Below are 24,095 nucleotides of genomic sequence, written 5' to 3' on the forward strand. Positions count from 1 at the left end.
GGGTTTTAAAATGAAAATAAATAAAAAAATAATATTAATTATTATATTAATAATTATCATATCAATCGGTACTATTCATCTATTAAATAATAATAATAATTCTGGTTTTGCAAGTGGAAATGGAAGTGGAACATCAAATACTATAACTTCTAACATTGAAAAACAGTTTAATGATGGAGAAAAAATTGAAAACCTCAAAAATTTCAATGAAATGACATTTAATGAAAAAAATGGATACGTTACTAAATTAGCATCATCTAAAGGATATGGAAATTTTTATCATTATATAGATAATGGATATGAAGTATGGTATGCCTCTAATGATTCATATGTTCCAGAAAAAGCAATTCTTGTTATAATTCAAAATAAGACAGGAAATGTAGTTATCTATAATGTACCAATACCAAATTAAGATAAATATGAAAAATAAAAGATTAATATTATTAGTTATTATAATAATTTTTTTATTATTATTTGTCATTATATCCAATAATCTCACATTACAAACTGGAAGTGGCTCAGGATCATCAGAGATGACAAAGTCTATTTCTTTTAAAGAACATTTTGAAAATGGAGAAAAAGTTGATATAATTTCAAATTTTAAAACTATGACTCCAGATGAAAAAATTAGTTATATTGAAAAGTTAGCTTCATCTAAAGGATATGGGGATATTATTGAATTTGATCCAAGCGATGGATTTCAAATATGGTATGCCACAAACGATTCATATAACCCTGAAAAATCAATAGAAATAATTATCCAAAATAGCACTGGAAAAGTAGTCATATATACAGAATGATTATATAAATAATTATATAATATACTCTAATTTATATACTAAGAATTTTTCTTTTTTTTGATATATAAAATAATAAAATTTTACATTCTAATATGTTTTATTATATGAAAAAATGAACTCATATCAATTATAGGAATCATCATAATAATTATTATAATATTGATTATTTAATGAATATTCATTATAGTGGATAGTTTGAATATAGGTCTACAAGTAGATTGAAAAGATTTCAGTTATGAATCTGAATCACAGATACATAACTATTGATACAAAGTATGAATTTCTCTTGTGAAAATATTGAAAATCTTACAAATTTCAGTAAAATGACTTTTAAAGAAAAAAATGAATATGTAGATTAAATGATTCAAATGACCCTGAGAAATTAGTAAATATAATAATTCAGAAAAAAGTAGGAAAAGTGGTTATTTATTATTTAATTACAAAATAAAGTTATTTAAAATGAAACAATTATTTTGGATGAATATATCAAATAAAAATTATCCTAGATATAAAATATACAACTATACACTTTTTTTAAAAGTTTTTTAAAATTTTCAACTAATAATTAAAGATTATTTTTAAAACAAAGCTTTAATATCTAAATATTAAACTTTGATTATTTCTATATACCGAAACCTTTATATAGTATGAACAACAAGTTATATTATAGTAACAAAAACTTACTAAAAGATTTTTAATGTAATATGAATATTAATCTTAAAATAACAAACCATTTTGCATTAATCAAGCTTAAAAATTATTATTTTTATTATTATTAATTTTATAACAAATATAAATCAAAAAAGAAAGTATAACAAGCTTTGATTGATTAATAAAATATTTAAATTATATATTATTGTTACAAGAATACACTTTAACAAAATATATTAAAAATTTAAAAAAAATACTTTAAAAAAATATGCTTTAAAAGTATGATTAAAAAGATATTTTACAAAAACTTTGAAACATTATATTTTTTTATTTTTTATAAGTATTTAAACAAAAAAGGGAGTTTTTAAAAATGGAAAGACAAGAAATAAATCTTAAAGTCGCTGAAGCAATAGCTCAAAGCGATGTTGGAAGAGGGATCGCGAGAATCGATCCAGCATGTATGGAAAAATTAGATCTTCTTGATGGAGATATAATTGAAATTGAAGCAAATAAAATCACAGCTGCAAAAGCTGTTTCATCACAAAGTGATATTGGGTTAGGTGTCATTAGAATTGATGGAATATTAAGAAAAAATGCAGGAGCATCTATTGGAGGAGAAATAATCGTTAGAAAAGCTGAGGTTAAAGAAGCTAAAAAGATTGTTCTTGCACCAGTAGAACATCAAATAAGTATTAGAGGAGATGTTAGATCTGCTTTTGCAAATCAAGTAATGACACAAGGAGATATTATTGTTACCGGAGTTCGTCAACAACGTACCCCTCAACCTGGAATGGGTGGAAGTTTAATTGATGATATGTTTAGAGAAATGATGGATGTTTCTCCACTCGGTGAGATAAAGTTAGCAGTTGTTTCTACAAGCCCTGCAGGAATTGTAAAAGTTGGTCCAAACACAACTTTAGAAGTCCAAACTGAGCCAGTTGATGTTTCAAAAGTTGAAGGAATGAAAAATGTTATAGATGTTAGTTATGAAGACATCGGTGGTCTAAAGGAAGAAGTTAAAAAAGTAAGAGAAATGATTGAAATTCCTCTTAAAAGACCAGAACTATTTGAAAGATTAGGGATTTCCCCACCAAAGGGAGTTTTAATGCATGGCCCTCCAGGAACTGGTAAAACACTCTTAGCTAAGGCAGTAGCTAGTGAAAGTGATGCTCATTTTATTCTTATTAATGGTCCAGAAATAATGAGTAAATATGTAGGAGGTTCTGAAGAAAATCTTAGAGAATTCTTTGAAGAAGCTGAAGAAAATTCTCCATCTATCATATTTATAGATGAATTAGATGCAATAGCTCCAAAAAGAGAAGAAACTCAAGGAGAAGTAGAAAGAAGAACCGTTGCACAATTACTTACTTTGATGGATGGACTCAAATCAAGAGGGCAAGTTGTAGTTATAGGAGCTACAAACAGACCAGATTCTTTAGATCCAGCACTTAGAAGACCTGGAAGGTTTGACAGAGAAATTGAAATAGGTGTTCCAGACAGTGAGGAAAGAAAAGAAGTAATGGAAATACATACACGAGGAATGCCTTTAGATGAAGGTGTTGACTTAGATGAAATAGCTGATACTACACATGGATTTGTAGGAGCGGATTTAGAATCTTTATGTAAAGAAGCAGCGATGAGAGTTGTAAGAAGAATCCTGCCTGAAATAAAAGGTGATGAAGAGATACCTAAAGAAACCTTGAAAAAAATAATTGTTAAAAAAGATGACTTTAAAGAAGCTCTTAAAGAGATTCAACCTTCAGCACTTCGAGAAGTTCTAGTTCAAATCCCAGATATTGGATGGGATGACATAGGAGGACTTGAAAATGCTAAACAAGAATTACAAGAAGCTGTTGAATGGCCATTAAAATATCCTGAAAACTTTGAAAAATTTGGAGTCAAACCTCCTAAAGGAACATTGTTATTTGGTTCTCCAGGTACAGGTAAAACACTCTTAGCTAAGGCAGTAGCTAATGAAAGTGAAGCTAACTTTATAGCAGTTAAAGGTCCAGAACTTTTATCTAAATGGGTAGGAGAATCTGAAAAAGGTGTAAGAGAAGTATTTAGAAAAGCAAGGCAAACTGCACCTACAGTTGTATTCTTTGATGAAATTGATTCTATTGCAAGTACAAGAGGAGATTCCAGCGGAGATTCTGGTGTAACTCAAAGGGTGGTTAACCAGTTACTTACTGAAATCGATGGTATGGAAGAATTGCAAGATGTAGCAATTATTGCAGCAACAAACAGACCAGACATTATTGATCCAGGATTAATGAGACCTGGAAGATTCGATAGACACATCAAAGTAGAAAATCCTAATGAAGAAGGACGCCTCGCAATATTTAAAGTTCACAGTGCTGATATGCCACTTGCAAAAGATGTTAATATTAAAAAGTTAGCTAAAGAAACTGAAGATTATGTTGGAGCAGATATTGAAGCTGTTTGTCGTGAAGCTGCAATGTTAACCTTAAGAGATAATATTGAAGCTAAAGAAGTAAGTATGAAATACTTTAATAAAGCTATGGAAAAAGTTAAACCAACTTCAGATGATGGAGACATGGTGCAATATCTCTAAGTAAAGTCTGTTGATTAGATTAATGAATAGTTCTGATTAATTGATAGATTAATTAGCCACTAACCTCCTTATATTACCTCATATATAAAAAAACTATCATTAAATTGAAATCAGAAAAAATTAGAGAATTCATCTCTCCTGATGAAAACAGACAAAAAATACTACAAGATTGGAAAATCATAATTTCATATTATGAAAGTTTTTGATTTTCAAAATTTTAAAAACACCCTTTAAATCAATCTGTGGTTTAAAAACCCATTAAAGTGAGGGAATCTTAATGATTACCCTCACTTTTTTATTTTCTATTAGTAATACTTTTTATATAATTCATAATAATAAATATAGAATAACTCTTAATAAAAATAGTAATAATATACAAAATAACATAATTATAAAAAAGAATAGATACACGATAAAAAAAAGATAAAAAAATTTTATTAATAATGGTATCTAGATTATTAATAATTATATTTTGATAATGGTATTATATTATTAATAATTACAATTAATAATTACAATTAATATTATTTATGATAAAAATAATATTAAATAAAATTATTATTAGATAGAAGGATTATTAGATAAAAATATTGAAAATTTACATAAAGATGATTATAATAAAAGAAAATGGGTTGATTGAATAATTACGAGTATATATGAACGTTTAATAGAAATAAATATATCATTATTCTATTTTATAAATCATACACTAAAAAATAACTTTTTTAATTTTTTAATGCCAATTATAACAGATATAGGTAGTACTGCAGTCGTTTTCACAATAAGTACAATACTATTAATAGTTGGTATTTTAAAAAAAAATATAAAATTAAGAAGGTTAGCTATAATCGGATTAATTGCCTTTATAATTACAGCTACAATAATATTTACATTAAAAGTATCAGTAGAAGAACCTAGACCTTTTATAGTATTAAAATATGTAAACCTATTAATTATGGAAAATGACCCCTATTCTTTTCCTTCAGGACATTCAGGAAATATATTCGCATTAGCTACTGCATTTGGTCTTAACTGGACATTAAAAATAAGAGGAAAACAGTTTAAACTAGCTTGGATTCTTTATCCAATAGCATTATTAACTTGTTTTTCAAGAGTGTATATTGGTGTTCATTATCCATTCGATATTCTTATTGGAGGATTAATCGGAATATTCGGAGGTTTATTAGCTACTTTTATAGTAAATAAATATTTTAATGATATAAACTTTCTAAAAGAAAAAAAAGAATATAAGAAAATGTGATAAAAAATTTGATAATATAAATATACTAATAAAAATTATAGTAAAGAATTAATAAATAGAAAAACAAGTATATTTAGTATTAAATTATAATTACTAGCACTAGGTGTTAAAATGGATGAACATATTATAGAAGCTATGGGAAGAGCTAAAATTACTATTAAAGATGGAAAAGTTATTGATGTGGAGGATCCTAAAATAGAATATTGTCCTTTATTTCATAAACACAGAGGAATTGAAAAATTAGATAAAGAATCCATCAAAAAAAATATAGAATTTAGGATAGCCGATTTTGGAATGTGTTCAGATAATAGAGAAGTTAAAATGAAAGATTTTTTATCTTTTGGAATTTCTGAAACTATTTCAACCCTGCTAAATCAAAATGTTATCGATTGTGCAATTATGGTTTGTGAAGGATGTGGAACTGTGATTGTTGAAACTGGAGAAATGGCTCAAGGAATTGGAGGACGAGTATCTGGTCTGTTTAAAACTAGTCCCATGCCGAAAATAGTTGATAAAATTGGAGAAAAAAATGTTCTTGATCCAAAGAATGCTTTAATAGATCAAATTAAAGGTATTGAATTAGCAAAATCTAAAGGACATAAAAATATTGCAGTTACAATTGCTAACCCTGATGATGCAGAAAATATAAGAAAATTAGAAAAGAAATATAATGAAAATAATGAAAAAATAAATATATACATATTTAGTGTTCATACTACTGGTATTAAACGAGAGGGTTGTGAAAAGCTATTTGAATACTGTGATGTTATAACTTCATGTGCTTCAAAAGATATTAGAGATATTGGTGATGAAAAATCTAAGAAAAAAGTAGGAGAGTCAATACCAATCTATGCTGCAACAAACAAAGGAAAATATTTTTTAGAACTAAGATTAGAACGTATAGGAGGAATGAAGCCTAAAAAAGATCCTAAAACACCAGAACCATTAATTTAAAATATGATTTCTAATTTAAATCTTATTAAAACTAGTAAAATTTGTTAAATCTCATTAAAACTTATTTAAATATCGTGTAAAGATTCTATATTATATAAATATTGATTAGATTAATATTATAATAATTAATTTAATATATTAATGTTTAATTATATTTTTAATCATAATAAACTATTTTTTATCAATATTATCTGCAACTGCTCTTATTATACAGCTTTGAGTAATTAAACCAAGGAGTTTTTTATCTTCAACAACAGGAATCCTTTGGTATCCAGTATCTGCCATTATTCTACTTATTTCTTTTATATTGACTGATTTTGTTACTGTAGATAATTCTTTACTCATTAAATCTCTAACTTTAAGTCCCATAGCTTCACTACCTGCAAGTAAAACATCCCTATGAGTTATAAGACCTACAAGTTCATCACCGTCAACAACAGGGACGCCCCCAATGTTTGCCCTTACCATTTTAAGCTTAGCAGCTGCTACCAAATCAGTGGGTGATGAAACTATAACATCTTTCAACATTATATCTTTAGCACATAAATCTTCAATCATAGTAATATTTTGTTTTTACTAATATATTAAAATTATTATTAATTCTTTTGTTAATATTATTAATTCATTTGATAATTATTAAAGATTCATTAATTATCAAATTAATTTTAATACTTTAATTAATAAAATTAATAGCAAAACATAGAAAAATAAAATAAAAATGCTGAAAATGAAAAATATAAAAAATAATAAATAAAAAATAGTATAAAAAAGCAAGAATAAAAAATAATGATAAAAATAATAAAAATAAGAATAATAAATATTAAGAAATCTAAGATAAGATAATAGTTGAAACAATAATATTGAAAATATTAAAGATTCCAACTATAATAATAACAATAATAATAGTTTAATAAGTAAATATTTGTAAATAATAATCAACAAATAAAAGAGGTATTTAATTGACTCAAATGAAAGAAGCTAGAAAAGGCAACATAACCAAAGAAGTTGAAATTATAGCTAACGAGGAACATATTTCTCCTGAAAAACTTAGAAAGATGATTGCTATAGGTAAAGTTGTAATACCAAAAAATATCAACAAAAAAACAAAACCATGTGGAATTGGAGACAATTTGAAAACAAAAATCAATGCAAACATTGGATCATCATCAAAAATGGAAAATCTACCTCTTGAAATTGAAAAAGCTAAAACAGCAGTGAAATATGGTGCTGATGCATTAATGGATTTGAGTACTGGACCAAATCTTAAAGAATTTAGAGAAAGAATAATGGATGAAATAAATATCCCCATAGGAACTGTTCCAATATATGAAGCAGGAGTATCTACACAAAAAAGAGGAGAACCTATAACAAGTATGAGTGAAGAAGATATTTTTAGAGCAATTGAAAATCAAGCCAAAGAAGGTGTTGATTTTATGACACTTCACTGTGGTATAAATAAAGACCTTGTAGAAAAATTAACACATGCTAAAAGAACAATGGGTATTGTTAGTAGAGGAGGTACTTTTCTAGCATCATGGATTCTTCATAATGGTTTAGAAAACCCTTTATACGAAAACTATGATTATATTCTTGAAATAGCATATGAATATGATATTACCTTAAGTTTAGGAGATGGATTAAGACCAGGTTGTCTTCAGGATGCAACAGATATCTCACAAATACAAGAATTAGTAAATCTTGGAACTTTAGTAAAAAGAGCACAAGATGCATCAGTACAAAGTATGGTAGAAGGCCCAGGACATGTTCCAATGAACCAAATAGCATCAAATATGCAAATACAAAAAACTCTATGTTACGGTGCTCCTTTCTATGTTCTTGGACCAATTGTCACTGATTTAGCTCCAGGATATGACCATATTACTTCTGCAATAGGAGGAGCTATAGCTGCACAATCAGGAGCTAATTTCTTATGTTATGTTACACCTGCTGAACATCTATCAATTCCAAATCTTGAAGATGTAAAAGAAGGAGTTATTGCTTCTAAAATAGCAGCTCAAGCCGCAGATGTTGCAAAAGGATTAAATTCTGCATTAAAAAAAGAAAAAGATATGGCAATAGCTAGAAAAACATTTAATTGGGATAAACAGTTTGAACTTGCATTTGATAGAGAAAAATGTGAAAAATATCGTGAAAGCTGTCCAGTGGAAGAAGAAGATATGTGTTCCATGTGTGGAGAATACTGTGCTATTCGAATAGCAAAAGACGACTTTTAAAAATCTTTATAGGATTTTTAAGAAAATATTTATTTCAACAAAATAATGAATTTTAATAAAACAATGAATTAGAAAAATAATGAATTTTTAGTAAAATAATAAATTGTCACTAAGATAATGAATTTTTAGTAAAATAATAGAATAAATTAATATAATATGAATAATAAAAGTATAAATGAATTATTACTTAAAATTTAATAAAATTTAATAAAAGGAAGTTATAAAATGAAATTAGAACATGTAGATGGTGAAAATAAAGGAAACATTATTCTGTTTGCTTTGAGTACTTGTGGATGGTGTAAAAAAACAAGAATGTTAATTGAAGATCTTGGGGTAGAATACGATTACATTTATGTTGATTTAACAAATGGTGATGAAAGAGAAGAAGCTGTTGAAACCCTTAAACAATATAATCCAGACATCTCATTCCCAACATTAGTTATAAACGATTCAGATACAATAATCGGATTCGAAGAGGATAGAATTAAATCCAAATTAAGTTAAAAACTTAAAAATTAATAAAAGTGATGTATCAAACATAAAAGAGTAAATATAGGGAAAAAAGGGATATTATGGGTCAAGCTTATGATAACTTTAAAAAAGAAGCTGAATCTTCTGGTTATAATGTCAATGATGATGTGGAATTTGTAGAGATGTTGCTTGAAAACATTGATGTTAATATTGAAAGATATGGATATGGAGCTTGTCCTTGTAGATTAGCATCAGGAGAAAAAGAAAAAGATCTTGATTTAATTTGTCCCTGTGATTACAGAGATGAGGATTTAAATGATTATGGAGCCTGTTTCTGTGCATTATATGTTACTCAAGATGTTCTAGATGGTAAAAAAAAGTTAACATCAATACCAGATAGGAGGTTGAAGGAATTGGAACTTAAAAAAAATAAAAAGACTCAATCAAACAAAGATAATGTTTCATCTCTTAATTTTGAGTTTCCTGTGTGGAGATGCAAAGTTTGTGGATATTTATGTAGTAGACCAAAACCTCCAAATAACTGTCCAATCTGTAAAGTAGATGCTGAAAGATTTGAACAAATATTGTAATTTAACATAATATTTATTCAAATTAATTTTTATTTTTAATATAAATTACTATTTTAACAATTTTACTATTTTAACAATTTTATCTTTAATTATAATTATTAATATTTAAAATTATTTGATTTTAGTCTTAATTAGTTTAGTCTTTAATTATTTGAATCTTTAATTATTTAGTTATTTAATTATTTGACTTTAATTTTTAAACTTTAAATTTTTCATAAAATATCTTTTTATAATATATAAATTTATTATAGTACTCAATTTCAATCCTATAACTTTAATATTTATAGTATTAAATATTTATAGTAATATAATAGATAATTATTAAGTATTGAAATATGATAGTAATGGATAGTAAATCAGAAAACATAAATAGATAATTATTTGCTAGAATATACTGATAAAGCAAGGTAAAGGTAAAATGAAGTATAAAAAACTAGTTGATGTATATGAATCATTGGCTGCAACAACAAAGCGTTTGGAAAAAACAAGCATATTATCTGAATTTTTTAAAGAAGTAGATATTGAAACACTTCCAAAGGTTGTTCTTATGGCCCTAGGTACAGTTTTCCCCCCATGGTGTGAAGAAGAACAAGGCTTAGCTGATAAATTACTTATGAAATCAATAGCCAATGTTGTGGGTGTTTCAATAAATAAAGTAGAGGATCAAGTCAGAGAACAAGGTGATATTGGAGGAGCTGCTGAAGAATTATATAAAAATAAATCTCAAACAACTTTCTTTTTTAAACCTCTCGAGATAGATTTTGTATTTAATAATCTTAGAAAATTAGCTAAAATCTCTGGTGATAGGTCAACATCAAGAAAAATAGCTATTGTTTTAGAACTTTTATCATCTGCCACAGCAACTGAAGCAAAATATATATCTAGAACTATAATTGAAGAGCTTAGAATAGGGGTTGGAGAAGGAACAATACGTGACGCAATTTCACAAGCATTTGAAGTAGAAAAATCAGTTGCAGATCGTGCACATATGCTTACAAATGATTTAGGATTAGTAGCTAAAGTAGCTAAAGAAGAAGGAGAAAATGGACTCAAAAAATTGAATTTAAGTCCTGGTAAGCCGGTGAAACCTATGTTAGCTCAGCTTTCAGAGGGAATAGCTATTAGTGTTGAAGAAATGGGAGAAGCTATCTGTGAAACAAAATATGATGGAATAAGAGTTCAGATACATAAAAAAAATGACAAAATAAATCTATTTACCCGTCGACTTGAAAATATTAGTAAAGCAATTCCTGAAATGGTAGATTATATCAGAGAATCATTTCCCAACCAAGATTTTATAGCCGAGGGTGAAATAATTGCTACAAAAAATAATAATCCTATATCTTTTCAGTATATGCTGCAAAGAGTAAGAAGAAAATACAATATTGAAAAAGCAATTGAAGATGTACCACTCAAATTATATCTTTTTGACCTTCTCTATTTTAAAGAGCCAATGATAGATAAACCATTAGAAATAAGACGTGCAACACTTGAATCTATTGTTAAAACTGAAAAGAATCAAATAAATCTTAGTAAGATGATTAAAGTCACATCTGAAAATATTTCAGATGCTCAAATACTCTTTAATGAATCCATATCGAAAGGACATGAAGGAATTATGATAAAAAATCCAAAAGAACCATATATTCCTGGAATACGTGGAAAAAAAATGCTAAAATTTAAGGCTGAACCAGAAACATTAGATGTAGTAGTGGTAGGTGGGACTTATGGTGTTGGAAAAAGAGCAAGCTTTATTGGATCATATAAAGTAGCTTTAGCTGATGAAAATGGTGATTTAAAAACATTAGCACATGTAGCTACTGGTTTAGATGATGAAACATTAGCAGAACTAACTAATCTCATGAAAAAATACAAGATTGTAGAAAAAGGTACAAAGATAGATGTTGAGCCAAGAATAATTCTAGAAATTGCATATAGTGAAATCGTTAAAAGTCCTGAATATGAAGCAGGATACTCTTTGCGATTTCCAGTAGTAAAAAGGATTAGGGAAGATAAAGGACTATCAGATATTGATACAGTGGAACGTTTAAAATCTATGTTTAAAGGATAGGACGAATAAATAATTATCTTCCTATTAGTATAGTATACCTATTAGTATAGCATATCTGTTTATTTTTTCTATTGAATATTATATATGTTTTATTTTCTATATTAATTATTATATATCGTTTATTTTTAAGTTATATCATTAATTATAGGAATTATTATAATAATTAGTATTATAAATTCATTATCATATTAATATTAAATCCATATATTCTATTAGTTACTACTATTATTAAAGCTACAAATTCTATGCTACAACTTCTATTATAATTTCTATTATAATTTCTTATATTAATATCTCTACTACTCTCACTATTTCTATTATCTCCATTATTTTTATCATAGTTACCATAGCCATTATTCTTATTAATTTATTTTATTATTTGCTATAGGTATTTTTAAAACGAATGAATCTTTTAAAGAAGAAGATAAATTTTACAATAAAATAAGAATTTATTAATTGTAAAACAATTAAAAAGAGAAGAATTTAAATTATTAATATAATTGAATAAGATTTAAATATTATTTTTCCTCAAACATTCATAAAGATAAATAAAATATCATTTTAGAATATTTAATCTAAAATAAAAAATTAGGATGTTAAAATGGAAATAACAGATGAAAAAATATTTAAAATAGCTTTAATAACAACACTAATTGGATTAATAGGAATGATTATTTTTGCAGGAGAAATAAGTCCAAAAGAAGTGATTATAAAAGATATAGATAGAGGAATGATAGATGAAGAGGTCACGGTTACTGGGAATATAGATACGATACAAAAATCATCAAATGGAAAAAATTACATACTAACTCTTAATGATGGTTCTGGAAGAATAAATATGATGATATTTGAATCTACAATAACAAAATTTGCAGAAAATGAAATTAACATTGAAAATTTCGAAAATAAAAAGGTTATAGTTACAGGAACTGTTACTGAATTTAAATCAACGATGGAATTAATTATACATGATTCAAATTCCATCAAGATAGAAAATTAAAAATTCTATATCTAGCAAATTATATTCAATAACTTATTATAATAAAATATTCTTCTAATAAAATATATCAAATAAAATATATCAAATAAAATATATCTAATAAAATATATTCATTAAAATCTATCCAATTAATATTTATTATAATAATAATTTAATTAAAGCTTAAAATAGAATTAAATTTAATAGAATGAAACTGAAATAGAAATTAAATGTATAGAAACAGAAAAAGATAAGTAAATAGAAGAATTAAATTTATATCCAAAATCATTAATAATATAATAATTAAATATATCAAATAAGAAAGTTATAAAAATTTATTTAATCAATGAAAAAACTTCAATAAAGTATATTATAATGATAAAAAGAATTTAAAAGGTTATCACAATGAAAAAACGATTATTCGGAACATTTGGTGTAAGAAAAACAGCTAATGACTTTTTAACACCAGAATTTGCATCAAAGCTAGCTGCAAGTTATGGTACTTTAATTAAAGGGAAAGTAGCTATTGGAGGAGATACTAGAACAACAACGCCAATGATAAAACATGCTATAATTGCAGGACTTATGTCCTCTGGATGTGATGTTATAGATTTAGGAATTCTACCAACCCCTGCAGTACAGTATGCAGTTCGAAATTATTATGATGGAGGAATAATAGTCACTGCATCTCATAACCCTCCAAAATACAACGGTATTAAATTTGTTGATAAAGATGGTATAGGCTTAAGTGATACTGATGAAATAGCTATCGAAAATATATATTTTGATGGTGAAGTAAATCGTGCATCTTGGAAATCTATTGGAAATCTTTTTAAAAATGATAAAATAATCGAAGAATACATAGAAGAAGTTCTTAAAAGAGTTGATGTTAAAGCAATTCAAGAGGTCAAATTAAAAGTTGTTCTTGATTGTGGATCAGGAGCAGGATGTTTTACTGCACCAACTATTTTAAGAAGACTTGGATGTGAATTGATAACATTAAATTCTCAAGCAGATGGATTTTTCCCTGGTCGTGACCCAGAACCGATTGAAGCAAATTTAGGTGATTTAATATCTGCTGTTAAAAATTTAGGTGCAGATTTAGGAATAGCTCATGATGGGGATGCTGATAGAACAATATGTATTGATGAGAAAGGAAAGTTTGTTCTTGGTGATAAATCATTCTCTTTAGTTCAAAAAAGAATGTTAAAAGAAAAAAATGAAAATTTAGCTCATGAAAACACTACAAATATAATTGTAACTACAGTTGCTACCTCAACAGCAATATATGATATTGCAAAAGAAAATAATGGAGAAGTAATAGCTACTGCTGTAGGAGATCTTCTTGTAGCTCGAAAATTAAAAGAAGAAAATGGACTATTTGGTGGAGAAGAAAACGGAGGATTGATTTTTCCAGACTTCGTATATGGAAGAGATGCAGCACTTTCAGCAGCAAAAATATTAGAAATAATGGCCATAGAAAACAAAAAATTATCAGAACTTGTAGAAGAGCTTCCAGTATATTATTCAGAAAAAATGAAATGTGAATGTGAAGATGATAAAAAACAAGAAGTTATGGAAAAAGTTGCAGGTGAAGTAGCTAACCTGGGATATGCCATTGATACAACAGATGGTGTTAAAATCTTTAAAAATGAGGGTTGGGTTATAATTCGTCCTTCTGGTACTGAACCAATATTTAGATGTTTTTCTGAAAGTAATTCCCAAAAAACAGCTACTGAAATGGCTGAATGGGGAATATCATTGATTGAAAAATTCAAAGATTATTGATTAACATAAAAAATAGAATAATATTCTATAAAGCTTTATATTGTTTCTTCTATAAAGCTTTATATAAAACTTATAAATTCTCCAAACATTCATCTCTTAAAACTCTAGCATCATCATTATTAGGATCTATTGCTAATACTTTAGTAAAGCTTTCCATTGCTTCTTGAAATCTATTTAATTCCATTAAAACGACTCCTTTATTAAGTATGAAATAGCTTGAATCTTCTGAATTATTATTAGCAATTTCTATAGCTTTGTCATAAGATTCTAATGCTTCATCAAATCTTCCAAGATCTAAAAGAGCATTGCCTTTTCTATTTTGTGTTTCAGCATCCACTTCTTCATCATCAAAACACAATTCTAATGCCGTATCATATGATTTTAAGGCTTCTTCTAATTTTTCCATTTCAGAAAGCAAATTTCCACGAGCATTCCAAACTTCAGGATTTTTACTATCTATTTTTAATAAATCATCATAGATATCAATAGCTTCGTTAAATTTTCCTAAAACCTCCAAAATAAATCCTCTCCAATATAAAACAACAGGGTTTTTAGGATTTATTTTCATTGCATTATTATTAGCATTTAAAGCTTCTTCAGGATCACCATAATTAAGAAGAGCAATAGATTTATTATTCCAAATATATTCATTTTTAGGCTCTATTTTCAAAGCTTTATTATAACATTCAATAGCCTCTTCAAACTTACCTAAACGAGATAAATTATCTCCTCTCTTATTTAGTAAATAAACATCTTCAGGATCAAATTTTAAAGCAGCAGTATAACACAGAGCAGATTTATCATATTTACCACTATCAAACAATATATCTGCTCTTTGAGTCACCATTGCTTTTTCATCAATCTTTTCACCTTCCCATTTATCAACATCTAACTTTTTAAAATGAATTATTTGAAATATATCTTCATCATCAATACCATTAACATACATCTTTTTAAATTCTTTAATCATATCTTGAGAACTGCCATATCCCTCTTCTTTAGCTATTTTATCATTATTTTTTAAATCTTTGAATGGAATTAGTTCAACATCAATAACTTCAGCTTCAAATATTTTCTTTTTTTCTTTAGAAACTAGATTCCAATAACAATGTAATCTATCTCCAACTTTAAGAGGATTTTTCCATAACTTTCTAATAGTCATTGTTTTTTTGCCAGTTATGAGGTCTATGTCTTGGCTTCCAAATGATATAATTGGCATTATCTTCCTCCAAATAAAAGAATACTTCAATAAAATTATATGTGTTTATTGTTTCATATAAAATAATTAAAGTTTCTATTAATAATATGATATTATTTAGGGTTTGATTTAGTAATTTATAAATTATTATATATTATAAAATTAGTATATTATAAATTAGTAATATTATAAAATAAATATTTATAAATTAGTATAGTTATTATATATAAAAAATTAAAGTATATATTACAAATTAATCATATGTTAATATTTAATAAGAAATATTAGTAAAAATTATGATAAATGTATATTAATTTATAAATTACTAAATACACTCTTCTCCAAACTCTGATGTTTTTACTTTTACTTTTTTTAAAATAGGTTTTATTTCTTTAGCTAATTTTTTAAGTTCTAAAGGATTTGGGCTTTTAACATCTTTTAAATTTTCATCTAATACATTATTATTTCTAAATTGTTGTAATGTATAAACATCACAATCAATTTCACGAGAAATTTGTTTAATATCTTCATGATTCAAAAGTGTAGGGACATAAGTAGTTCTACACTCTAAAAAAGTATTTTGATTGCCATTGATTATTTCCATACTTTTTTCAACATTTTTACCAATATCCGAACCTATAATTTCCTTATACTTATTAAATGGAGCTTTAATATCCATAGCAACATAATCAGTGAAATTTAAAATTTTTTTTATGCGCTCAGGATAACAGCCACTTGTATCAACTTTAGTTTTAAGGCCCAAAGATTTTGAATATTTTAATACTTCAATTGTATTATCTAATTGAACCAAAGGTTCTCCTCCAGATATTACAACAGCATCTATATAGTCTGAAGAATCATTAATAATTCCCAGAATATCTTTTAAAGGTGTTTCTTCACCAGTTTCTAATAATTCTGCATTATGACAATATGGACATCTTAAAGGACAATGAGCCATAAATATAACTAATGATATCTTTCCATTATACTCAACTGAAGATATTAAAGTTCCTCCTGTTTCCATATTATCACAAATTACACAATATTATATATCATTAATAATCTTATTAAAAATTTCTAAAAATTTTTTATCTTCCTCTATTGTACCAATACTAACTCTAATCCAATATTCATCTAATCCTTTAAATGAAGTACAATCTCTAACAATTACACCATTCTCCATAAGTTTCTGAGATAAATCTTTTGCAGTAATTCCAATTTCTTTTATTCCAATTAAAATATAATTAGAATATGATTTAAGAACATTTAGTGAATTTATTTTAGATAACTCTTTAAATAAAAATTCTCTACTTTCAATACCTTTTTTTATTGAATTTTCAATATATTCTTTATCTTTAAGTGTATTTAATGCTGCAAAATAAGAAAGTTTCGTAAGGGAAAATACTGGTTTTATTCTATGCATATATTCTATCATTTCAGAATTTGCAAGACCATATCCAACTCTCATGCCCGCTAATCCAAAAACTTTAGACATTGTCCTCATTATAAAAACATTTGAATTGTTTTTTATAAGATCTAAGTTATTTACTCCAGAATACTCAAAATAAGCTTCATCTATAACTAAAACTATTTCTTTTTCTTCAGTAAATTCTAAAATCTTAATTATATCTTCTCTAGATACTAAAGCACCAGTAGGATTGTTAGGAGAGCATAAAAATATCATTTTTGTTTTTTCATTTATTTTAGATATAATAGAATCAAGATCCAGAGTATTATCTTCTAAATTCCACCTTCCATAAATAGGAATGGCTCCATATGGTTTAAACAAAAATTCATAATACATATAAGATGGTAAAGGAACAATAAATTCATCTCCTTCTTCTATAAATGTTTTTGCTAAGATATCAATAATTTCATCAGCACCGTCTCCACCAACAATAACTTCCGAAATATTAACTCCTGAATAACTTGCAATCTCTTTTTTTAAATCAGATAAATCAGATTCAGGATAACGATTTATGGAACTTAATTCATTTTCAATACTAGAAATAGCTTTTTTTGAAGGACCCCAGGGGTTTTCATTAGATCCTAATTTTATTATATCTTCTTTTTTCAAACCAAATTCTTCAGCTATCTCATCTTGAGACCTTCCAGGAATATAAGGATCTAATTCATTTACTATTTTTCTTACTCTCATAATATTACCTTAATCTATAAAATTATATTAATTAATAAAAATTACTTTAATTAATAAAATTATTTTAAATAATAACAATTTAAATATTGATAATATAAATATATTTAATTGAAATAGAATAAATTTAACTAATATGAACCATTAAATTAAACAAAATAATATATTAAAGAAGCTAATATATTAAAAAATTAATAGATTACATAAAACTAAACTAAATTAAAAATAAAGCTAATAATCTTTCATTAATTCCACATAATTTAATGCATTTAATTTAATTTTATTTATCTCATCAGAAGTTAATTGTCTTACTACTCTTCCAGGAACTCCTAAAATTAAACTTTTGTCTGGAAATTCTTTTCCTTCTGTTACAACAGACCCTGCACCAATAATAGAATCATTACCAATTTTTGAGTCATTTAAAATTGTCGCATTCATTCCAATAATAACATTTTCACCTATTTCACAGCCATGGATAATTGCACCATGACCTACTGAAACAAAATCCTTTAATGTAGTGGTTAAAGTATCAGAACAATGAATAACACAATTATCTTGAATATTAGTAGATTTACCTATGATTATAGGTCCTTTATCCCCCCTAATAACTGCATTATACCACACAGAAGAATTTTCACCTATTTTTACATCACCGATAATATGAGAACCCTCAAAAGTCCTCACAGATTTATGCAATACTGGTTTTAAATCATTTAAACTATTAATGACCATACTATCACTATAAATAAATATAATGTTAAATATAATACTAATTATGCTAAGTATAATTATTAATTATGCTAATATAATACAAAATATGCTAATATTGAGTATTTTAAGTATAATACTAATTATAATACTAAATTTAATAATAAATATAATACAAGTGTAATTCTAATATATCAAATAATGTTAGAATAAAATAATAATTAAAATAAATTATTTAAAAATATTTTATTATAAGTATTGAACTTTATTACTAATATTGAACAATAATTAAAGAAATAAGCATTACACCATAGAAATTATTTTCATCTACTACTTATCTTCTTTTTTATTAGAAATTATATGTTCTTGTTTTACTAAAACAACTTTATCAGAATCAAGATCTTCATAAAGTAAAACATCAGAACCAACAGAAGAATTACAACCAACTTTCACCCCAGGACTGAAACTTGAGTTAATTCCAGTTTTAACAGAATCACCAAAAATTGCACCAAGCTTACGTCTACCACTATCAATTTTTTCATCTTTTATTGTTGTTTTAACAGTTTCATTATCAAATCTTAAGTTAGCTACATTTGTACCAGCAGCTATATTACAATTAGATCCAATAACAGAATCACCAACATAACTTAAATGATTAACATTAGTATCATCCATTATTATTGAATTTTTTATCTCAACAGCATTACCAACATTAACATTATTACCAAGATAAGTACTTCCTCTAATATAACAATTTGGACCAATATCACAATCTTCTCCGATATAAACAGAGCCCATTATGTAAACTCCAGATCTAATCACACTACCTTCACCAAGATGAATATTACCATGAATATGAGCACCAGGCTCTACTTTACCTTTAATATTAGTAGTAATTTCTTCTAAAAAATATTCATTAATTTCAATTAGCTCCCAAGGGCGTCCAACATCGAGCCATTTTTTATTAGATTTAAATCCCCAAATAGTTTTGCCATCATCAATTTGCATAGCTAATGAATCAGTAATCTCATATTCTCCCCTTGAAGATTTTTTTGTTTTTGATATTTTTTCAAAGATATCTTTATTAAATATATAAATCCCAGTATTAACATAGTTACTTGGTGCTTCATCAATGGATGGTTTTTCAATTATTTCATTAACTATATTCTCTTTAATTTCAACAACACCAAAAAGAGTTGGATCTTCAACTTCTGTTAAAACCATTAAAGTATCAGGATTATTTTTATAATATTCCTCTATAATATTCATTAAAAGAGCAGTGTCAAGTATTATATCCCCATTCAAAACTATAAATTCATCATCAACAAAATTTTCACCATAACCAATAGCATTGGCAGTTCCAGACAATTCTTCTTGTTTTTTATAAGTTATATTGACTCCAAGGTCTTTTCCATCCTTGAAATAATTTCTAACCATATCTTCCTTATAATTTACAATTAAAAGAATATCAGTAACCCCACTATCTCTTAAAGACTCAATATTATATTGTATAATAGGTTTACCTGCTACTGGAAGCATTGTCTTCGGCCTAGTAAGTGTTAACGGCCTCATTCTTGTTCCTTCCCCTGCGCTTAAAATTATAGCTTTCAAAAAATCCCCTCTATATAATTTCTATATATTTATAAAGTAAATAATAAATTAAATAATACAAATATAATAAAATAATAGAAATAATTATTTTACAATTATTATTTTTTATAATTCAAATTATCTTTAATTATTTTAACCGAAACATCTCTTATTAAATTTGCATTTTCAATGGTTTTAGCCTCTAAAGTTACTCTAATGTAATCTTCTGTTCCAGAAGGTCTAACTAAAACCCAACTATCATCTGAAAATGTTAATCTAACTCCATCAATTGTATTAACATCAACAACATCATCAAAAGATGTTGTTAGTAATTTTTCCATATTTTCCATTACTTTAATTTTATCTTCTTTAGAACAGTTTATTTTTTCCCTAATATTTGAATAATTTGGAATATTATCTAAAAGTTTAGAAAGATAACCTTTTTTTGATACAATTTCTGCCATCCTAAGACCTGAAAGAATACCATCAGGACACATACAAAAATCAGGATGCAGCCATGTTCCAGAAGGTTCTCCACCAAATATAGCATTTTCTTCAATTATAGACTCGGCTACATTCACATCACCGACTTTTGTCCTAATAATATTGCCATTAACATGATCTAAAGATTCATCGAGACATATACCTGCATCAACAGTAGTAATAACCTTTAAATCATTTTTTCCATATTTTTCAGCCATATATCCTGATATTATTGCTAATAGCTTATCGAAATCCCCAACTCGACCATTCTCATCTATTGCAATCATTCTATCAGCATCACCATCATGAGCTATTCCTAAATCAGCCCCAGTAGCTATGACAACTTTCATTAAATCCCCTAAATTTGCCTCATTTGGTTCAGGATTTCTGCCTGGGAAAAATCCATCAATTTGAGAATTTACAGTAACAACTTCACATCCTGCCATTCTAAATATCAATGGAGATAATTCAGAACCTGCACCAGAAGCACAGTCAATTACTACTTTTAATCCTGGTTTAATGTCAACAATGCTCAAAAGATTGTTAATATATTTTTGTTTAATTTCTTTATCATGATAAATTGTTCCAATATTATCCCAACTAGCTTCTTTAAATTCTTTTGAATAATATATATTTTCTATTTCTCTTTCTTGAGAAGGAGTATATGCCATTCCATTACTATTCCATATTTTAATACCATTATATTGTGAAGGATTATGAGATGCTGTAATCATTATTCCTGCATCAGCATTTAAAGTTTTAACAGCATAACCTACAAGAGGTGTTGGAACCATACCTATTTTTAAAACATTGACTCCTGATTCAAGCAATCCTGCTGTAATTGCATTGTCAAGCATTTTATTAGTTGTTCTTGTATCATAACCCAAAACAACATTTCCAGTCCCACCTAAATAAGTGGCTAATGCTTTTGCAACATTCAAGGCAAGATTTGATGTAACTTCTTCACCAATTTTCCCCCTTATTCCAGAAGTTCCAAAAAGTTTTTTATTATTCTTAGTATTAACAGGCATTTTATTATTCCACCATAATTAAGATCAAGATAATTAAAGATTAAGCTCCAAATTTAGAAGAATTATTCATCAAATCCATTAAAATGTCCATAACATCAGAACCACGTATTCTGCAAAGTCCTCCTTTATGAGCTTCTATTTCATTAAACTCATTTACATTATCAATTCTGACTTCAGGACCATTAATAATTATTGGAACTGGATCTGCAGTATGATCCATTCTAGAAATCGGAGTGGAATGATCTGCAGTCAATATTATATAACAATCTTCAATTTCTAACAATTTTTTTATGACAACTTTATCAACTTTCTCTATAAATTCCAATTTCTCTTCAAAACTACCATCATGACCAGCTTCATCTGCACCATCAATATTTATAAGTAAAAAATTATATTCATCACCAGTTGCATGTTTAACAATCTCATCAATAATATTATCAAGGTTAGTGTCTGTTCCACCAGTTGCTCCATCAACTTCAATAATATCCATACCTGCAAACCTTCCTATACCCATAATAAGTCCAGTTTCTGCAATACATACAGAATTAAGATTATATTTTTCATTTATAGGTTCAACTTCAGGTACTGCACCAGCACCTCTAGGTACAATTATATTCGCAGGAGGTTCACCATTTTTTTCTCTTTCTTGGTTAACAGGATGATTTTTAATCATTTCATATGATTTATTAACAACTTTATTTAAAATATCTGCGGTTCTAACAGCTTCTTTAGTATCATCAGTTGGAAAAACTATTTTTGGGGGTTTTCCTTCATTTTTAGGATCTGCATCTGAAACTGCATCTGAAAGAGACTCATCACCTTCAGATCGAAGAACAAGAACTGCTCTATGACCAGTAGACTCTTTAAAAATAATTTTCACATCTTCATACTCTTCAATAACCATTTCATTAAGAGTATTAATAATATCTTTTGTTCCATCTCTTATTCTTCCAGCACGCCTATCAGTAATTATTTTATTATTATCAGCTGTTGAAAAATTACATCTGAATGCTATATCCCCAGGTAAAATATCAACACCAACACCAGAAGCTTCAAAAGGACCTCTTCCAGTGTAAATCTCATAAGGATCATAACCAAGTATTGAAATATGGGCAGTATCACTTCCAGGAATTATACCCGGTTTAATAGAATCCATTAATCCATTAATACCTTTTTCAGCCATTTTATCCATGTTTGGAGTTTTAGCTGCTTGTAATGGAGTCATTCCATTTAAATCTTTTAATGGACGATCTCCAAGTCCATCCATTATTAAAATCATTCCTTTCATAAAAATCACAATGTATATTATTAAAAAACTATTTTAAAGTAAATATTTATAATTAATATTATAATTACTATCTATAATCAATATCAATAACTAATATTTATAAATAATGCTTATAATCAATATTTATACCACTATTCAATATTAATTTATATAATCAAAATTTACATAGTCAATATTTATAATCAATATTTAATATTAATATTAATATTTTGATTATATCACAATTATCTTTTAAATCTTATCTATTTTTCAAATTCTATCTCATAATTACAATATATCATAATTGTAATATATATTGAAATTTAAAACATATAAGTTTTAATAAAATAAATCTAGTTATTAAAGAAAGTTAATAATTAAAAATAAATACTGATTAATCACAAAGTTGAAATTATACCAACTAATGCCCCAGTTATAGTAGCTAAAAGATTAACATGCTCATTGTTTATGAAATTTCTTCTTTCAAAAACTGCTCCAAGTATACTATCCATAAAACAACCGACAGTACCAGAAATAACTGCGATTTTTAAAGAAAGAACAGGATCAGATATTATGCCTAAAAAAAATGCAGCAATACCAATTATAGCTGCACCAATTATCCCCACCAATGTACCAAGGACAGAAATCGCACCATCAGTTCCAGGATCAACTTTTCTCATTGTAGTTATAAGGCGTGGTCTTTGAAGTATTCCAATCTCACTTGCTAATGTATCAGCAGTAGCAGTAGCAATAGCTCCTATAAAACCCCCTACAAGTGGAAGATAATAGCCTCCAAATGCAGCCATTATGAAGGCTACAACACCATTAGAAATAACATTTTTTGCAGTTCTTTTACCTTCATATATTCCTAAATTCTGTTTATAATATTTACTCTGTCTTGTAGCAACAAGACTTAAAATTAAGAAAATTAATATTAGAAGTAACCAGCTGATACCTGCAGAAAATATTATTATAATACCCATAATAACCATAGCAAGAGTTCCCCATAAATCTAAAGCCTTTCGATTATAGGTGAAAGCTCCCACTAATAGAAGCAAAACTACATACCCCCAATTTATCATTAAGGTCTCTTCCATAACAATCATCATTATTAAGTTTATTATATGATTTATATAAATATGCCGAATTGGTGAAAATTAATTGTTAAATGAGTTATAGAAATATAAGTATAATTTAACTTTTTTTTATGAAAATTACAAAATATGATAAAAATGATTAATACAAAAATAAGTAAAAATAAAAGTAGTAATAATAAAAATAATATAATA

The 24,095-nt window shown here is 26.7% G+C and carries 20 protein-coding genes; 11 read left to right on the forward strand and 9 right to left on the reverse strand.

All coding sequences use genetic code 11. The annotated features are described in order from the left end of the window. Positions 1-10 precede the first annotated feature (10 nt). The 5 genes from MarbSA_RS04695 to MarbSA_RS04715 all read left to right on the forward strand — a co-directional run bounded on the left by MarbSA_RS04695 (position 11) and on the right by MarbSA_RS04715 (position 6,241). Positions 11-412: a hypothetical protein gene (locus tag MarbSA_RS04695; RefSeq protein ID WP_054835829.1), complete on the forward strand. Its 402-nt coding sequence runs from the start codon at positions 11-13 to the stop codon at positions 410-412. A gap of 7 nt (positions 413-419) precedes the next feature. Then, positions 420-800 (forward strand): hypothetical protein, encoded by a 381-nt coding sequence (locus MarbSA_RS04700; RefSeq protein ID WP_221061969.1) that lies wholly within the window; start codon positions 420-422, stop codon positions 798-800. Positions 801-1,821: 1,021 nt separating this feature from the next. Beyond that, on the forward strand, positions 1,822-4,026 hold the full coding sequence (locus MarbSA_RS04705) for a CDC48 family AAA ATPase (protein WP_221061970.1): 2,205 nt from the start codon (positions 1,822-1,824) through the stop codon (positions 4,024-4,026). Between the two features lie 736 nt (positions 4,027-4,762). Continuing rightward, complete coding sequence (locus MarbSA_RS04710; protein ID WP_221061971.1) at positions 4,763-5,287, forward strand: phosphatase PAP2 family protein; 525 nt, start codon at positions 4,763-4,765, stop codon at positions 5,285-5,287. Positions 5,288-5,398: 111 nt separating this feature from the next. Further along, complete coding sequence (locus MarbSA_RS04715) at positions 5,399-6,241, forward strand: methanogenesis marker 8 protein (protein ID WP_042702196.1); 843 nt, start codon at positions 5,399-5,401, stop codon at positions 6,239-6,241. Between the two features lie 171 nt (positions 6,242-6,412). On the opposite strand, the gene MarbSA_RS04720 is transcribed toward MarbSA_RS04715, so the two are convergent. Beyond that, positions 6,413-6,799, reverse strand: a complete 387-nt coding sequence (locus tag MarbSA_RS04720) for a CBS domain-containing protein (protein WP_042702199.1) — start codon at positions 6,797-6,799, stop codon at positions 6,413-6,415. Positions 6,800-7,200: 401 nt separating this feature from the next. Between MarbSA_RS04720 and thiC the strand changes: the two genes are divergently transcribed. The 6 genes from thiC (at position 7,201) to glmM (MarbSA_RS04750) (ending at position 14,374) form a co-directional block, all read left to right on the forward strand. After that, positions 7,201-8,475 carry a phosphomethylpyrimidine synthase gene (gene thiC / locus MarbSA_RS04725; RefSeq protein ID WP_221061972.1) on the forward strand — a complete coding sequence of 425 codons (1,275 nt, stop codon included), beginning with the start codon at positions 7,201-7,203 and terminating at the stop codon, positions 8,473-8,475. Between the two features lie 225 nt (positions 8,476-8,700). Then, positions 8,701-8,979, forward strand: coding sequence for a glutaredoxin family protein (locus MarbSA_RS04730; RefSeq protein ID WP_042702205.1), 279 nt, complete (start codon positions 8,701-8,703; stop codon positions 8,977-8,979). A 68-nt stretch (positions 8,980-9,047) separates the two neighbouring features. Continuing rightward, positions 9,048-9,536 (forward strand): ferredoxin-thioredoxin reductase catalytic domain-containing protein, encoded by a 489-nt coding sequence (locus tag MarbSA_RS04735; protein WP_054835696.1) that lies wholly within the window; start codon positions 9,048-9,050, stop codon positions 9,534-9,536. Positions 9,537-9,954: 418 nt separating this feature from the next. After that, on the forward strand, positions 9,955-11,607 hold the full coding sequence (locus MarbSA_RS04740) for an ATP-dependent DNA ligase (RefSeq protein WP_221061973.1): 1,653 nt from the start codon (positions 9,955-9,957) through the stop codon (positions 11,605-11,607). Positions 11,608-12,208: 601 nt separating this feature from the next. After that, positions 12,209-12,607 carry an OB-fold nucleic acid binding domain-containing protein gene (locus tag MarbSA_RS04745; RefSeq protein ID WP_221061974.1) on the forward strand — a complete coding sequence of 133 codons (399 nt, stop codon included), beginning with the start codon at positions 12,209-12,211 and terminating at the stop codon, positions 12,605-12,607. A gap of 384 nt (positions 12,608-12,991) precedes the next feature. Then, positions 12,992-14,374 (forward strand): phosphoglucosamine mutase, encoded by a 1,383-nt coding sequence (gene glmM / locus MarbSA_RS04750; protein ID WP_221061975.1) that lies wholly within the window; start codon positions 12,992-12,994, stop codon positions 14,372-14,374. Positions 14,375-14,444: 70 nt separating this feature from the next. Here glmM (MarbSA_RS04750) and MarbSA_RS04755 read toward each other — a convergent pair whose 3' ends face one another. The 8 genes from MarbSA_RS04755 to MarbSA_RS04790 form a co-directional block, all read right to left on the reverse strand. Continuing rightward, the gene (locus MarbSA_RS04755; RefSeq protein ID WP_054835632.1) at positions 14,445-15,593 is read right to left on the reverse strand and encodes a tetratricopeptide repeat protein; all 1,149 of its coding nucleotides are present in this window, start codon (positions 15,591-15,593) and stop codon (positions 14,445-14,447) included. A gap of 304 nt (positions 15,594-15,897) precedes the next feature. Continuing rightward, a complete protein-coding gene (locus MarbSA_RS04760; RefSeq protein WP_221061976.1) occupies positions 15,898-16,596 on the reverse strand; it encodes an anaerobic ribonucleoside-triphosphate reductase activating protein in 699 nt (232 codons plus the stop codon). Between the two features lie 21 nt (positions 16,597-16,617). After that, complete coding sequence (hisC, locus tag MarbSA_RS04765) at positions 16,618-17,730, reverse strand: histidinol-phosphate transaminase (RefSeq protein WP_221061977.1); 1,113 nt, start codon at positions 17,728-17,730, stop codon at positions 16,618-16,620. Positions 17,731-17,958: 228 nt separating this feature from the next. Further along, positions 17,959-18,459: a gamma carbonic anhydrase family protein gene (locus tag MarbSA_RS04770; RefSeq protein ID WP_221061978.1), complete on the reverse strand. Its 501-nt coding sequence runs from the start codon at positions 18,457-18,459 to the stop codon at positions 17,959-17,961. 306 nt (positions 18,460-18,765) lie between these two features. Then, positions 18,766-20,046: a bifunctional sugar-1-phosphate nucleotidylyltransferase/acetyltransferase gene (glmU, locus tag MarbSA_RS04775; protein WP_042702219.1), complete on the reverse strand. Its 1,281-nt coding sequence runs from the start codon at positions 20,044-20,046 to the stop codon at positions 18,766-18,768. 98 nt (positions 20,047-20,144) lie between these two features. After that, entirely contained in the window at positions 20,145-21,539 is a 1,395-nt protein-coding gene (glmM, locus tag MarbSA_RS04780) for a phosphoglucosamine mutase (RefSeq protein ID WP_221061979.1), read from the reverse strand. Between the two features lie 40 nt (positions 21,540-21,579). Further along, entirely contained in the window at positions 21,580-22,827 is a 1,248-nt protein-coding gene (locus tag MarbSA_RS04785; RefSeq protein ID WP_221061980.1) for a 2,3-bisphosphoglycerate-independent phosphoglycerate mutase, read from the reverse strand. Positions 22,828-23,204: 377 nt separating this feature from the next. Further along, on the reverse strand, positions 23,205-23,903 hold the full coding sequence (locus tag MarbSA_RS04790) for a TIGR00297 family protein (protein WP_278523826.1): 699 nt from the start codon (positions 23,901-23,903) through the stop codon (positions 23,205-23,207). Between the last annotated feature and the right edge of the window lie 192 nt (positions 23,904-24,095).

It is taken from the genome of Methanobrevibacter arboriphilus, assembly GCF_019669925.1.
Lineage (GTDB): Archaea > Methanobacteriota > Methanobacteria > Methanobacteriales > Methanobacteriaceae > Methanobinarius > Methanobinarius arboriphilus_A.

What these genes read in the sequence shown, in the direction of transcription:
- MarbSA_RS04695 (WP_054835829.1), top strand. Translation starts at nt 11, where the DNA reads ATGAAAATAAATAAAAAAATAATATTAATTATTATATTAATAATTATC.
- MarbSA_RS04700 (WP_221061969.1), top strand. Translation starts at nt 420, where the DNA reads ATGAAAAATAAAAGATTAATATTATTAGTTATTATAATAATTTTTTTA.
- MarbSA_RS04705 (WP_221061970.1), top strand. Translation starts at nt 1,822, where the DNA reads ATGGAAAGACAAGAAATAAATCTTAAAGTCGCTGAAGCAATAGCTCAA.
- MarbSA_RS04710 (WP_221061971.1), top strand. Translation starts at nt 4,763, where the DNA reads ATGCCAATTATAACAGATATAGGTAGTACTGCAGTCGTTTTCACAATA.
- MarbSA_RS04715 (WP_042702196.1), top strand. Translation starts at nt 5,399, where the DNA reads ATGGATGAACATATTATAGAAGCTATGGGAAGAGCTAAAATTACTATT.
- MarbSA_RS04720 (WP_042702199.1), bottom strand. Translation starts at nt 6,799, where the DNA reads ATGATTGAAGATTTATGTGCTAAAGATATAATGTTGAAAGATGTTATA.
- MarbSA_RS04730 (WP_042702205.1), top strand. Translation starts at nt 8,701, where the DNA reads ATGAAATTAGAACATGTAGATGGTGAAAATAAAGGAAACATTATTCTG.
- MarbSA_RS04735 (WP_054835696.1), top strand. Translation starts at nt 9,048, where the DNA reads ATGGGTCAAGCTTATGATAACTTTAAAAAAGAAGCTGAATCTTCTGGT.
- MarbSA_RS04740 (WP_221061973.1), top strand. Translation starts at nt 9,955, where the DNA reads ATGAAGTATAAAAAACTAGTTGATGTATATGAATCATTGGCTGCAACA.
- MarbSA_RS04745 (WP_221061974.1), top strand. Translation starts at nt 12,209, where the DNA reads ATGGAAATAACAGATGAAAAAATATTTAAAATAGCTTTAATAACAACA.
- glmM (WP_221061975.1), top strand. Translation starts at nt 12,992, where the DNA reads ATGAAAAAACGATTATTCGGAACATTTGGTGTAAGAAAAACAGCTAAT.
- MarbSA_RS04755 (WP_054835632.1), bottom strand. Translation starts at nt 15,593, where the DNA reads ATGCCAATTATATCATTTGGAAGCCAAGACATAGACCTCATAACTGGC.
- MarbSA_RS04760 (WP_221061976.1), bottom strand. Translation starts at nt 16,596, where the DNA reads ATGGAAACAGGAGGAACTTTAATATCTTCAGTTGAGTATAATGGAAAG.
- hisC (WP_221061977.1), bottom strand. Translation starts at nt 17,730, where the DNA reads ATGAGAGTAAGAAAAATAGTAAATGAATTAGATCCTTATATTCCTGGA.
- MarbSA_RS04770 (WP_221061978.1), bottom strand. Translation starts at nt 18,459, where the DNA reads ATGGTCATTAATAGTTTAAATGATTTAAAACCAGTATTGCATAAATCT.
- glmM (WP_221061979.1), bottom strand. Translation starts at nt 21,539, where the DNA reads ATGCCTGTTAATACTAAGAATAATAAAAAACTTTTTGGAACTTCTGGA.
- MarbSA_RS04785 (WP_221061980.1), bottom strand. Translation starts at nt 22,827, where the DNA reads ATGAAAGGAATGATTTTAATAATGGATGGACTTGGAGATCGTCCATTA.
- MarbSA_RS04790 (WP_278523826.1), bottom strand. Translation starts at nt 23,903, where the DNA reads ATGGAAGAGACCTTAATGATAAATTGGGGGTATGTAGTTTTGCTTCTA.